General features: G+C 58.0%; 16 protein-coding genes. 15 read left to right on the top strand and 1 reads right to left on the bottom strand.

The genetic code is table 11. From position 1 onward, the window contains the following. Window positions 1-19 precede the first annotated feature (19 nt). From G364_RS0104000 to G364_RS0103975, 6 genes are read left to right on the top strand one after another with little or no spacing between them, the layout of a single operon-like run. Window positions 20-562, top strand: a complete 543-nt coding sequence (locus G364_RS0104000; RefSeq protein ID WP_040614471.1) for a terminase small subunit — start codon at window positions 20-22, stop codon at window positions 560-562. Beyond that, entirely contained in the window at window positions 537-2489 is a 1953-nt protein-coding gene (locus G364_RS0103995; protein WP_019933864.1) for a phage terminase large subunit family protein, read from the top strand. The genes G364_RS0104000 and G364_RS0103995 overlap by 26 nt, the downstream gene beginning before the upstream one ends. Beyond that, window positions 2486-2701, top strand: a complete 216-nt coding sequence (locus G364_RS0103990) for a hypothetical protein (RefSeq protein ID WP_019933863.1) — start codon at window positions 2486-2488, stop codon at window positions 2699-2701. Before G364_RS0103995 ends, G364_RS0103990 begins: the two co-directional genes overlap by 4 nt. Beyond that, window positions 2698-4218, top strand: a complete 1521-nt coding sequence (locus G364_RS0103985; protein WP_019933862.1) for a phage portal protein — start codon at window positions 2698-2700, stop codon at window positions 4216-4218. The genes G364_RS0103990 and G364_RS0103985 overlap by 4 nt, the downstream gene beginning before the upstream one ends. Further along, window positions 4154-6241 (top strand): ClpP-like prohead protease/major capsid protein fusion protein, encoded by a 2088-nt coding sequence (locus G364_RS0103980; protein ID WP_019933861.1) that lies wholly within the window; start codon window positions 4154-4156, stop codon window positions 6239-6241. The genes G364_RS0103985 and G364_RS0103980 overlap by 65 nt, the downstream gene beginning before the upstream one ends. Before the next feature lie 52 nt (window positions 6242-6293). Further along, window positions 6294-6608, top strand: coding sequence for a capsid cement protein (locus G364_RS0103975; RefSeq protein ID WP_019933860.1), 315 nt, complete (start codon window positions 6294-6296; stop codon window positions 6606-6608). 24 nt (window positions 6609-6632) lie between these two features. On the opposite strand, the gene G364_RS16790 is transcribed toward G364_RS0103975, so the two are convergent. Then, a complete protein-coding gene (locus tag G364_RS16790; RefSeq protein ID WP_019933859.1) occupies window positions 6633-7016 on the bottom strand; it encodes a hypothetical protein in 384 nt (127 codons plus the stop codon). A gap of 102 nt (window positions 7017-7118) precedes the next feature. On the opposite strand from G364_RS16790, the gene G364_RS0103965 reads away from it, so the two are divergent. From G364_RS0103965 to G364_RS0103925, 9 genes are read left to right on the top strand one after another with little or no spacing between them, the layout of a single operon-like run. Continuing rightward, entirely contained in the window at window positions 7119-7424 is a 306-nt protein-coding gene (locus tag G364_RS0103965; RefSeq protein WP_019933858.1) for a hypothetical protein, read from the top strand. Beyond that, window positions 7421-8029 (top strand): phage tail protein, encoded by a 609-nt coding sequence (locus tag G364_RS0103960; protein WP_019933857.1) that lies wholly within the window; start codon window positions 7421-7423, stop codon window positions 8027-8029. The genes G364_RS0103965 and G364_RS0103960 overlap by 4 nt, the downstream gene beginning before the upstream one ends. Beyond that, the gene (gene gpU / locus G364_RS0103955) at window positions 8026-8436 is read left to right on the top strand and encodes a phage tail terminator protein (RefSeq protein WP_019933856.1); all 411 of its coding nucleotides are present in this window, start codon (window positions 8026-8028) and stop codon (window positions 8434-8436) included. Before G364_RS0103960 ends, gpU begins: the two co-directional genes overlap by 4 nt. Beyond that, complete coding sequence (locus tag G364_RS0103950) at window positions 8436-8930, top strand: phage tail tube protein (protein ID WP_019933855.1); 495 nt, start codon at window positions 8436-8438, stop codon at window positions 8928-8930. The genes gpU and G364_RS0103950 overlap by 1 nt, the downstream gene beginning before the upstream one ends. 12 nt (window positions 8931-8942) lie before the next feature. Next, window positions 8943-9371, top strand: a complete 429-nt coding sequence (locus G364_RS0103945) for a phage minor tail protein domain-containing protein (RefSeq protein WP_019933854.1) — start codon at window positions 8943-8945, stop codon at window positions 9369-9371. Window positions 9372-9391: 20 nt separating this feature from the next. Further along, window positions 9392-9745, top strand: a complete 354-nt coding sequence (locus G364_RS16295) for a phage tail assembly protein T (RefSeq protein ID WP_019933853.1) — start codon at window positions 9392-9394, stop codon at window positions 9743-9745. Continuing rightward, window positions 9708-11828, top strand: a complete 2121-nt coding sequence (locus G364_RS16785; RefSeq protein ID WP_019933852.1) for a coiled-coil domain-containing protein — start codon at window positions 9708-9710, stop codon at window positions 11826-11828. The genes G364_RS16295 and G364_RS16785 overlap by 38 nt, the downstream gene beginning before the upstream one ends. Beyond that, window positions 11828-12163, top strand: coding sequence for a phage tail protein (locus G364_RS17530; protein WP_019933851.1), 336 nt, complete (start codon window positions 11828-11830; stop codon window positions 12161-12163). Before G364_RS16785 ends, G364_RS17530 begins: the two co-directional genes overlap by 1 nt. Then, on the top strand, window positions 12160-12864 hold the full coding sequence (locus G364_RS0103925) for a phage minor tail protein L (protein ID WP_019933850.1): 705 nt from the start codon (window positions 12160-12162) through the stop codon (window positions 12862-12864). Before G364_RS17530 ends, G364_RS0103925 begins: the two co-directional genes overlap by 4 nt. Window positions 12865-12878: the final 14 nt, after the last annotated feature.

Genomic DNA, 12878 nt, shown 5'->3' with positions numbered 1-12878 from the left:
ATGAGGTTGGTTGTTGTTTATGTCGGATAAGAAAAAGCGTCCGGAAAAAGCGCAGCCTGAACCCCATTGGCTGAACAAAAAACAGATGGCTGCAAGTTGTGGAATTAGCGTGCAAGCCTTTGATAAATGGGGTGTTCAGCCCATTGCCAAGATCGGCACCTCGGTTTATTACGATGCTCGTGTGGTGATTGAAAACCGGCTCGAAAATGATCGCGCCAAACAACAACCTGGCTCTGCCGAAGATCTTGATGAGAACGCCATTGAGTTTCAGAACTGGCGATTAACCAAAGCCCGCGCCGATGCGCAGGAGCTGGACAACGAAAAAGAGCGCCGGTCAGTGGTGGAAACTGAGTTTTCTACCTTTGCTCTGACCCGCATTGCCGCCGAAGTGGGCAGCACCCTCGACACCATACCGCTCAGCATGCGGCGGCGCTTTCCGGAACTGGAGACCCGACACATCGAGTACCTCACCAGGGAAATTGCCAAGGCCCGGAACTTAGCTGCCGGGCTCGACGCCATGATCCCGGAGTTGCTTGATGATTATCTCGACCGCACAACTTGATTCGCTGCGCCGTGCGGTTGCGCTCGGGCTCAGCGCACTATACAAGCCTGAACCCTTAACGCCGGTAGAGTGGTTGGACGACCACTACTACATGTCGAAGGAATCCAGTTACCAGGAAGGACGCTGGGAAACGCTGCCGTTTCAGGTGGCCATCGTCAACGCCATGGGCAGTGACGACATACGGGAAGTGAACTTCATCAAGTCGGCCCGGGTCGGCTACACCAAAATGCTGCTGGGAGTAACGGCCTACTTTCTGGAGCACAAACGCCGTAATGGTGGCATCTACCAGCCCACCGACTCGGACGCTGATGCGTTTATGAAAAAGCACGTCGAGCCGATGATCCGCGACGTGCCGGCACTGCTGGCGCTCGCTCCCTGGTATGGCAAGCGGCACCGTAACAACACCCTTAGCATGAAGCGCTTTGCCAACGGCAACGGGCTGGAAATTCTGGGCGGTAAGGCGGCCCGCAACTTTCGGGAAAAATCATTCGACTTCATCATCTACGACGAGCTCGCTTCGTTTGATGATGATATTGAGAAAGAAGGCTCGCCCACCTTTCTGGGTGACAAGCGGATTGAAGGCTCGACCTTTCCTAAGTCCATTCGCGGCTCCACCCCCAAGGTGGCCGGTCAGTGCCAGATAGAACGGGCGGCCAGCGAGTCGTCCCACCTGATGCGCTTTCATGTGCCGTGCCCGCATTGCGGCGAGCTGCAAACCCTCAAGTGGGGCGGGCCGGATTGTGACTTCGGCATCAAGTGGGAAAAGGGAAAGCCGAACACCGCTTACTATTGCTGCGAGCACAATGGCTGCGTTATTCAGCAAAGTGAACTGGACCAGAAAGACGGCTGGTGGATCTGCGATAACACCGGCCTGAAAACACAGGACGGCATTACCTGGCTGGACTCCGGCAGCAAGCCTGCACCAGTGCCGGGTGATTTAACCTTTCACATCTGGACCGCCTATAGCCCGTTCACCACCTGGGCGCAGATAGTGAAGGACTTCTTCAAGGCCAAGGACGACCCGGGCAAGCTGAAAACCTTCACCAACACCACCCTGGGCGAAACCTTCGACGACACCGATGGCGCAAAACTGGAATGGGAAGTGATTGCCGGCCGCCGCGAGCTGTGGCGGGCTGAAGTGCCCCAGCCGGCGCACTACCTCAGTGCCGGCGTGGACGTGCAGGACGATCGCATAGAAGGGGAGATCACCGCCTGGGGCGCGGGTGAAGAGCACTGGGTGGTGCACTACTTCCGGCTCTACGGTGACCCCGGCCGGCAGGAACTGTGGGACAAGCTGCGCGAGCAGCTGACTCACCAGTACACCCGAGAAGATGGTCAGCTGATGGACATCAAGCTGGCCTGCATCGACTCCGGTGGTCACTACACCGATGAGGTGTACAGCTTCTGCAAGCAACGGCCCATGCAGTGGTTCCCCATCAAAGGGGCGAGTGTTTACGGTAAACCCATTGCCAGCTTTCCCCGCAAACGCACCCGCAAGGGCGTGTACCTCACCGAGGTGGGCACCGACAACGCCAAAGACGTGCTTTACGGCCGGCTGGCGCTGGTACCAAGCGGCATGGATAAGCCTAACCCCGGTTACCGGCATCACCCCATTGCCGACTGGGCCGATGATGATTACTTCAAGGGACTGACCTGCGAGCTAAAGAAGTTGGACTTTGTGAAAGGCAAACGGGTTTACCGCTGGGTTAACCCGGCTCATGCCCGCAACGAACCCACTGACTGCGCAGTGTACTCCCTGGCTGCCTGCCGTATTGGCCAACAGCACTTTGGCTGGAACCTAAACCGGCCCATTGCCGGGCTGAACGACGAGCCCAAACCCATTAAACCTGCCGCACCGCCACCCCCCGCTGCTCGCGCAACGGGCAACGGCTGGCTGGGCGGCGTTAACAAAGGCGGATGGTTATGACTAAAACCGATCTGGAAGAGCTGCTGGCTAGCTACCTGCAGGCAGAAAAAGACATTCTCACCGGCAAAACTGTGGCGTGGAATGGTCGTCAGCTGCAGCGGGAAAACCTGAGTGAAATCCGCAAAGGTCGGCATGAAGTGGAAAGCAGGCTGGCGCAGCTGAACCCGCGGGCCCGAACCCGGCCCCAATACAGTCTGGCGAAATTTGTATGAAGCTGCTCGACAAGATCATTGGCGGCTTCTCCCCGGGCTGGGCTGCCAGTCGTGCCCGCAAGCGGCTGGAGTTGTACGGCTATGAGGCAGCCAACCCCAGCCGCACCCATAAAGCTAACCGCGAGCACCGCAGCGGCAACCAGGCGGTGTTTGCCGCCGGCCGCAGCCTGCGTGAACAGGCCCGCTGGCTGGACGAAAACCACGATATCGTGATCGGCCTGCTCGACAAAATGGAAGAGCGGATTATCGGTGCCCGCGGCATACAGATAGAGCCGCAGCCGCTCAGCATTACCGGTGAAGTGCACGAAGGACTGGCCACCGACATTCGCAAGGCCTGGGCCGAGTGGTCGCTCAAGCCGGAAGTAACCGGCCGCCTCAGCCGGCCCGAGATGGAGCGCATGGTAGCCCGCAGCTGGCTGCGTGATGGCGAAGTGTTTGGTCAGCTGGTGGCGGGCAAGGTGGCGGGGCTTAATTACCCCGGCAGCATCCCCTTTGCCATTGAGCTGCTGGAGGCCGACTTCGTGCCATTGGAGCTGGCGGATCCGGGCCAGCGCATTCGCCAGGGCTGCCGAACAAACAGATGGGGCCAGGTGCTGGGCTATCATGTGCTGTATGACCACCCCGGTGAAATGGGCATGCGCCACAAGACCAAGGAGATACCGGCAGAGCGCATGCTGCATCTGGCGCTGGTTCGCCGGCTGCACCAGCTGCGCGGGGTCAGCCTGTTGCACGGCATCATTACCCGGCTGGCAGATCTGAAAGACGTGGAAGAGTCGGAGCGGGTCGCCGCCCGCATCTCTGCCGCGCTGGCGTTCTACATTCGCAAAGGCACCGCCGACATGTACTCGGCCCCTGACGACAGCCAGCCCAGTGAGCCACGGCAATTCCCCATTGCCCCGGGCATGACCTTTGACGATCTGCGTCAGGGCGAAGAGGTGGGCAGCATTCAGAGCAACCGGCCCAATGTGGCGCTCAATATCTGGCGCGAAGGCCAGCTGCGTAGTGTGGCCGCCGGCAGCCGCTCAGGGTACTCCAGCATTGCCCGCGACTACGACGGCACTTACTCCAGCCAGCGGCAGGAACTGGTAGAGCAGTTCGAGGGCTATGCGGTGCTGCAAGACAGCTTTGTGGCGCAGTGGTCCCGCCCTGTGTATCGCGAGTGGCTGGCCACTGCATTGGCCGCCGGACAGATAAACCTTCCGCCCGAGGTGGACCGCAACAGCCTGTCTAACGCGCTTTATCTGGCACCGGTGATGCCCTGGATTGATCCGGCCAAAGAGAGCAAGGGCTGGCGCGACCAAATTCGCGGCGGTGCCGCCGCTCAAAGTGAGTGGATCCGCGCCCGTGGCCGCAACCCCGACGAGGTGCGTCGCCAGCGGGTGGCCGACCAGGACTTTAACGACCGGCACAACATAGTGACCGACACCGACCCAGCCCACGACAGAGGCCCCAATGAAGCAACAACATCACCACCTGATGAGGCCGATGGCGAGCAGCCCGGCCGCCGCCAGCGATAGCTGGTATCGCATTCGCGCCGCCGCCGGCGCTCAACCCATGGAGATCGCCATTTATGACGTGATTGGCTGGGACGTGACCGCCAAAACCTTTATTCAGGATGCCAAGGAAAACGGCCTGTTTGACGCCAAAGCCATCACCCTGCGCATTCACAGCCCGGGCGGTGATGTCATGGACGGCTTTGCCATTTACAACATTCTCGCCGGCCTTACTGCCCGCATCGACATTTATGTAGACGGCATGGCCGCCAGCATGGCCAGCGTCATTGCCTGTCTACCCAATGCCACCCTGCACATGCCAGAGAACAGCTGGCTGATGATCCACAAACCCTGGGGCGGCAGCATGGGTGACGCCGACGACATGCGCGACTACGCCGATTTTCTCGACCGCAACGAGTCCATGCTGCTGCGGGCCTATGTACAGAAAACCGGAAAAACCGAAGATGAAATCAGAGCCATGCTCAAACCCGACACTTGGCTGAATGGCCGGGAAGCGGTGGAGCGGGGCTTTGCCGACCACGTTATTGCGCCGCTGAAGGCGGCGGCCGCACTCAATCATCGTACCGAGGACCTCGATATGCCTAACGCACTGAAAGCCCTGATGGGCGCACAAGCCAACACACCCACTCCGCCGCCTGTACCTGCCCAACCGGCCGCTCAGGGTCCGGCGCAACCCGCACCGCAACAGCCGGCACCGGCTCAGCCCGCCGCGCAGGCCCAACAGCCCACCGCTGCCGAGCTGCAGGCTCAGTTCCGTCATCAGGAGAAACTCCGTCAGCACGAAATCCGCGACCTGTTCGCGCTGGCCGGCAACCGCCACCCCGAGCTGATGAACGAGTGCCTGTCCAATCTGGACACCACACCGGCACAGGCCCGCACCAAGCTGCTGGAAGCCATGGGCCGCGACATCACCCCCAGTACGCCCGACAATCAGGCGCACATTCACAGCGGTAACGGCAACCTGGTGGGTGACAGCGTGCGCGCCTCCATTCTGGCCCGCACCGGCCTGGCCAATGCCGAAGCCGACAACGATTACAACCACATGACCCTGCGCGAACTGGCCCGGGCTTCGCTGGTGGATCGTGGTGTGGGCGTGGCCAGCTATCATCCCATGCAGATGGTGGGCATGGCCTTCACCCATACCAGCTCAGACTTTGGCCAGATCCTGCTCGATGTGGCCCACAAGGCGCTGCTGCAGGGCTGGGAAGAAGCAGAAGAAACTTTCCAGAAGTGGACCAAGCGCGGTCAGCTGTCCGACTTCAAGGTTCAGCACCGCGTGGGGCTTGGTGAGTTCCCGTCGCTGCGCCAGGTGCGTGAAGGGGCCGAATACAAGCACATCACCCTGGGCGACAACGGCGAGCGCATTCAGCTGGCCACCTACGGTGAGCTGTTCAGCATCACCCGTCAGGCCATTATCAACGATGATCTGGGCGCACTCACCGACATTCCCATGAAAATGGGCATGGCTGCCAAGGCCACCATTGGCGATCTGGTGTATGCGGTGCTGATGGACAACCCCAAGCTGGCCGACGGCAAGACGCTGTTCCACGCCGACCACAAGAACACCACCACCGGTGCTCTGACCGTGGAGGCGCTGGACGCAGCCCGCACCCTGATGCGCACCCAGAAAACCATGACCGAAGGCGGCAAGGCGCGCACCCTGAACATTCGTCCGGCTTATGTGCTGACACCGGTCAGTCTGGAAGCTAAAGCCAATCAGGTGATCCGCTCCGCCTCTGTGGCTGGTGCCGACATCAATAGTGGCATCGACAACCCCATTCGCAACTTTGCCGAAGTGATCGGCGAGCCGCGACTGGACGGTGACAACGGCAACAGCAAGGCCTGGTATCTGGCGGCCAAGGCCGGCTCAGACACCATTGAAGTGGCCTACCTGAACGGTGTGGATACCCCCTACATCGAGCAGCAGAACGGCTTCACCGTGGACGGCGTGGCCACCAAGGTGCGTATTGATGCCGGCGTTGCCCCGCTCGACTCCCGTGGCCTGGTGCGCTCCACCGGCGTTTAACCCCATTGGCGGCAGTGACCCTGCCGCTATCACAGCCTGAGAGGAACCCTTTATGGCCAAGAACTATGTACAAGACGGCGCAACCCTTGTGCTGATCGCCCCCGCCGGCGGCGCGACTGCCGGTGTGCCCGTCACCATTGAAGCCCTGTGCGTGATGCCGCTGCACGATGCTGCCGCCGGCGATGAGTTTACCGGCCGCACCGGTGGCGTCTGGCTGCTGCCATCCGCTGCTGGCCTGGCTGCTGGTGCTGAAGTGGGCTGGCTCAATGGCGAGCTGGTGGCTGCTGCAACGGCATCCGCCAAAGCCTTTGGTAAACTCACTACTGATGAATCCGGCGGCTACGCCGAAGCCATGCTTATCAACTAAGGGGAGGGGCCGCTGGCCCCACTTTTATTGTGCGGGAGTGCAGAGCTCAACAATCCGGATATTGTCATCTGATACCCCATAGATCGGGGTGTTGGTATACAGATATACAGTGTTGCTCACAACAGCAAAGTGGGTGAATCCACTGTAACCACCGTAGCTATTTCTGGCATTAACTTCACCACAAATAGCTGAAGCGGAATCTTCCCCCGGCTCTCGTGTTCCATACCAGTTAGTGAACTTTGCTGACTCAGGGTCCTTTAGTGATAACAACACGGCATTGCGCGCCTGCTCTATGTCCTCCTGAGAGACGTTAACTTTTTCACGGGACAGCTTTATTGCCTCATGCTCAAAAGCTGCACAGCCTGTTAATGCCAGAAAACTTAATCCAACCATAAGATTTTTATACATTTTTTCATCCTAAAAGTATGTCTCTGACGGATAGTAGCATGTTGATAACTATTGAGGCGTCTATCGCGCACGTCAGAGCTATGTGTACTTGCGAGGCACCACATGTTCGACAATCTGTTAAGTAAAGCAATGGCACAGGCTGATAAGGTGATATTCGATTCATTTGGTATAAAGGCCACCATTAACGGTCATCCAGATATACCCGTGATTGTCGAGACCATTCCGCACCAATGGGGCGAGGTAGTGACTACAATCACCGAGCTACATATTCAACCTGCAGATGTTCCTTTTCGCATTCGCAAAGGGCACAGCGTACAAACGCGGATAGATGGCGTGGATGTTAATACCACTGTGGCAAATGCACCCACTATTCGCAGTGGTCTTTTGATTGTTGAGCTGACGTTGTGAGTCTGGACAAAGACTTGGCGAGAGCGGTTAACAATCTTGCATCTGTCAGCACGAAAGCGGTACCTAAAGCCGGCGCTATGGCGGCAAACCGGGTGGCAGGCCGGGCTCGCTCGCAAGCTGTTCGGCTGACCGCCAAAGAAGTAAAGGTGCCGGCAAAAAAGCTGCGGCCGCGGGTTAGGGTAAACAAAGCCACAGCCCGCTTACCCATTGCGTTAATTCGTGTGCGTCGCGCCGACATGCCGCTGATTTCGGTGGCACCTGTTCAGCAACGACTAATCCGGTATCGTCGCTCTGCATTTGTAGGCATTGGAGACCTTCAGGTGGGGCGTCATCGTGTTCCCGGTGGCTTTATTGCCGACGGCAGTAAAGGTAAGGGCCCTTATATTAAGGGGCGTGGGTACGGTGCGACCAGGCTGAAGCGAGCGCAAATCCTTACGCGCACAGGCAAAGCGCGTTATCCGGTGAAGGTTGAAAAGATCCCGCTCAAAGTCCCTTTGACCCGGCACTTTAATGCCGTAACAAAAAAGCTGATGGCCACCGATATGCCTAAAGAGCTTCGTCAGGCCCTGGCCCGCCAGCTGCAACTTTATGTGGCAAAACAATGAACATAAGAACGACTATCCGCCGCCAGGTGGCAGATGATTTGCAGGCAATGCTGCAGCTGAACGAGCCCGAAATAATCGTTCAGCCAAGCCGGCCAACGGGGCAGATCGCGGCTGAAGACTTGCCCTTTGCGGCGGTGTATTTCAGCGAGGGCGGCCCGGACGAAAGCCTGGAAGATACTGAAACAGCTCAGCTCAGTGTGACTATTTACGTCAGTGAGCGGCAAGACGCTGATGCTGTGCTGGATGACTATTCCGATAAGGTTGCTCGTGCCTTTCCTGAGCATTACAAACCAGCCCAAGAAGTCGAGGAATGGAGCTATACCGGGTTCGCCTATGGCGAAGATGAGCAAGGCACCGGTCTAGCCTCATTAACCGTTAATTTTAATCTGACATGGGAGAGATCCTGATGGCTATACCTGCGCAAGCAACGCTTCCCACCAAAGGGGCAGGCACTCAGCTGTGGCGACAAGCCGATGGTGCCAGTATTACGACCGATGCTGACTACCTGAACGATGCAAACTGGGAAGTAATGGGCAAGCTCAAGGAGCTGACGCCCAATGAAATGACGGTGGAAGAATACGACGACGCGTACCTGGACGATGATAATCCTGAATGGAAAAACACCGAAGCTGGGGAGAAAGATTCCGGTGAGCTGGCCTTCACGCTGGCGTGGCTGCCGGGCGATCCCGCGCAAAAAGCCATGGTAGAAGAACTGGGTGGTGCCAAAAAACACTGGCGTGTGACCTACCCGAACGGCGCGGTTGACGGGGTATATGGTTATGTGTCGAGCATTGGCAAAGCAGTGCCGAAAAAGGAAACCATGACCCGCACTGGCAAGATCCGATGCTCCGGCAAACCGGCACTGGCAGAAACTCTGCTTGGTGTAGTGGTAGGGCCCTGACAGGAGTTTTAAATGACAGCATTGATTGAAAAAAAAACGGTTCAGGTGGGGGCTGGCACTGTCACCTTGGTGGGCCTAAATGCCCTAGAGCGCCTCGAATATTTTGAATACATGTATTCGCTGGATGAGCTTCCGGACCTGGACAGTGTAGAAACAGACCGTGAAAAATTTGCGCTTGGCTACAAGCTACAGCAGAGAACCCTGTTCCTGAACGCTCGCTTTCTGGCTTACGGCTTAAAAGAGCATTGGCCGGATATGGAGCTGGATCAGCGTGCAACCCATGCTATTGCCGAGTTCAGCGATACGTCTGTGAGCGGCACTGAAACCATTATGCACCTTATCTCAGAGCTGGAGTCGTTATCTGGCCTTAAGCCTCCGGAAGAAAGTGAGGTTTCTGAAAGCGAAGATCAGGGGGAGCCGGTACCGGCAAAAAAAGGTTAGCGGCGGAGCATGAGTTCGCCATGTTTCTGGCACGGCAGCATCGCCGGCCAGACTGGCGGAGGATGCTCAGTGAGATAACCGCCGGAGAGTATCTGGATTGGGTGCGTCACTTCAGTGAAAACCCATTCGATTATCACCTTGAGCAGTTTGGCATCGGACAGGTCAGCGCTGCTATTTATAACTGCATTCTCAGGCCGGAAAAGCCGGTACCGCCCACTCAGTTTTATATCAACCCATCCATACCGGAAAACACCGAAATGACCGATGACGAAATGGCATCGGCCGGCCTCGGTATAGCAGGAGGAATACGCATTGAGCGCAACGCAAATAGCGGACATGCGGATCAGGCTGAGTGCGGACAAGGCGACCTTTGATCGTGACGTAAAGCAGGCCCAGGACCGGCTGCGTGGATTTACAGCACAAGCCAAAGCCGCAAACGATGCCAACTACCGCATGGGCAGCGGGTTAACGTATAGCAGCGCTGCGTTTTCCCGTCATGGTGCAACCATTGCAGCTGGAGCCAGAGTTGCGGCCGGCGGGCTTGGCATGATTGTTGGAGCAGGCGCAGCAGCCGTTGCCGCGATTAACAGTGTGGCCGGAGCTCAGGCTGCGCAGGCGCAGGAATGGAGCAACCTGGCCAACCGGGCCGGCGAAACCGTGGCTACCATGCAGGCTATGGCCTACGCCACGGACACAGTCGGCGTAAATGCTGATAAAGCCGCCGATATCATTAAGGACTTCCGCGACAAGCTGGGCGATTTTATTGCCACCGGTGGTGGTGAGTTTGCTGACTTTTTTGAGAAGGTTGCGCCCAAAGTTGGGCTGACCGCTCAAAAGCTGCAGCAAATGTCCGGTCCTGATGCCCTGATCGCAGTAAAACAGGCGATGGATGCCGCAAACGTGTCGGCAGAAGAACAGGTTTTCTACCTTGAATCGATTGCCGATGAAGCTACCGCTTTGCTTCCTTTGCTTGAGGAACAGGGTGAAAAGCTCAGAGAGCTGACCGATCGCCACCGCCAGCTTAACGGCGTGATGACGCAATCGGAAATGACCCGCCTGAAAGAATACCGCCAAGACGTGAACGACATGTCTCTAGCCTGGGATGCGCTGGTCCGCGAAGCGGTGATGCCGTTCGTTGACGAGCTGGCTGAAGGCGCTCGCTGGTTTGCGGAGATTTTCTCTCAGGGCCGGCGAAACTTGTTGGCCGAGCGTATACATGACACCCACTCGCAGGTTGTAGAGCTAAAGCAGGAAATTGCTGGTCTTGAAGACCCAGTGACGAAGAAGTTTGGCGGTGTTGGCCTGGTAGATGCGCTGTTGGGTAACACTGATAACGCAGATAACCTGAAGCGTAAAAAGGCCCAACTGGCTGAGCTTAAAGCTGAACTTGGGGACTACCAAGAGCGCTATGCGGTGCTGCAGGGCAAGCCGGATGATAACCGCTCAGATACCTTCCGCCGGCCGTTTACTCCGCCGGCCGGCAGCGGGAATGGTGCAACTAGCGGTTTGGCTCAGCAGCAGGCTGCAGGTGCAAAGCAGCTGGCCCAGCTGGATGCACAATACGCCACCGAGCTGGAACGGATGAGATTGGCCCATGAGCAACGCCTCACAGAGCTGGAAAACCTGCAGCTGGGTGAAGCTGAACTGCGTCGCCGTGGTTTTGAAAGCATTGAGCAACTCAGGGCTGAATATAAAGAGCGGGAGCGCGAGTACCACGAACAGGAACGCGAAGACTACCAGCAACGACGCGAAGAAGAGCTGCAGCGGGCTATAGAAGCTGAGCAGCGAAAGCAGGACGCGATTAGCCAGGAGCAGGAAGCGGCGCTGGCCCGGCGAAAGCAGGCCGAAGAGAATGCGCAAAGCCAGCTGTTGTCTATGCAGATGTCTGCTGCCGGCACTGCCGTTGGCATGATGAAACAGTCTGCTGCAGAGGGTAGCGCAGTGTGGGTTGCGGCCACCATCGCCCAGCGTGGGCTGATGGCAGCTCAGGCGTTTATGCATGCCAACCTGGCGGCAGCTCAGACCATGACCGCGATGATTATTCCTGGCAACCCGGCATCGGTAGTGGCAGCGACGGCGATGGCTGAAAAAATGCGGTTGATGGGCTACATCAATGCCGGCCTGATTGCCGGCCAGGGGCTGATGGAAGTGGCTGGTGCCAGGGCCAACGGCGGACAGGTGATAGGCAGTCGGGCATATCTGGTGGGCGAGCGGGGGCCAGAGCTTTTTGTGCCAGGAGAAACTGGGCAAATCACCAGCCATGAAAACCTGCAAAAAGCGGTTGGCGGCAGTGGCGGTGCCCCGATGGCCTTTAACCTCTACTACTACGAAGACGGGGATCGGGAATCCGGAGATGCGCCAGAGTTTGTAAAGATGCTGTTTGGTCGCCTCAGAGGGGTGGTGCAAGAAGAACTGCACAATCAAATGAGAGCAGGCGGAATCCTTAACCGGGGGTGATGGTGGATACATTTGTTTGGCCTGTCAGGCCAGGGTTATCTAAGACCATGGAGCCGAGAACAAAGCGTGTTCAATTTGGCAATGGATATAGTCAGCGTATCAAGGACGGAATCAACAGCAGCCTGAGAAGGCACAGCCTGGTTGTTCGCTGCCGGCCCAAACATATAGCGGATGACGTGGAAGACTTCCTTGAGCGGCATGGAGGGGTAACAGCCTTTCTGTGGACGCCGGCTGACGACTTCCTCGAGGGGAAGTTTATCTGTGAGCGCTGGCGGCGAACTACCCACAAACTTTATGCCGAGATCAGCATGGAATTTGAAGAGGTGCCGGCATGAGGGATTTATCAGCCCAGGACAAAATCGACATTCGCCAGATTGCCGCCGGCGCAGATGTGGAGCTGTGGGAGGTAGACCTGACCCGCTTCGGTGGCAGCACCTACCGTTTTTGCAACGAGGTGAACGAGTTTGGCACCGCCATTGTGTGGCAGGGGGTGCCCTACACCCGTTACCCGTGCCAGGGTGGTGGCTTTGAGTGGAGCGGTCAGGGCCCCAGCGGCCGGCCCAAACTCACGCTGGCTAACATCACCGGCCTGATTACCGGTTTGTGTGACGAGTTTGAAGAGCTGGCAGGTGCCATTGTTACCCGCCGGCTGGTGTCGGTGCGGGTGCTGGATCAGGACAACTTTCGCCTGGGCAACGCCAACGCAGACCCCACCCAGGAGCGCATGGTGGCGCGCTATGTGATTGAGCGGCTGGTGTCTCTGAACAGTGATATTGCTGTGTTTGAGCTGGCCGCGCCCACCGAGACCGACGGCGCACTCATACCGGCCCGGGTGGCCATGGTGGATAACTGCCCCTGGGCATATCGCGGGGCAGACTGTGGTTACACCGGGCCACCCAAGGCTGACGCGTTAGACCAGCCCACCACGGATCCTGCTAAAGACGCCTGCAGCAAAAGCCTCACCGGCTGCCGCCTGCGCCACCCCGGGCAGCCATTGCCCTTTGGCGGCTTTCCGGTACTGACCAAATTCGGATAACACAACTCGCCCCG

The sequence above is a fragment of the Oceanimonas smirnovii ATCC BAA-899 genome (genome assembly GCF_000381965.1).
Taxonomy (GTDB): Bacteria; Pseudomonadota; Gammaproteobacteria; order Enterobacterales; family Aeromonadaceae; genus Oceanimonas; species Oceanimonas smirnovii.
Note: the sequence above shows the minus strand (reverse complement) of the source record. Positions and strands in the feature narration are given on the sequence as shown.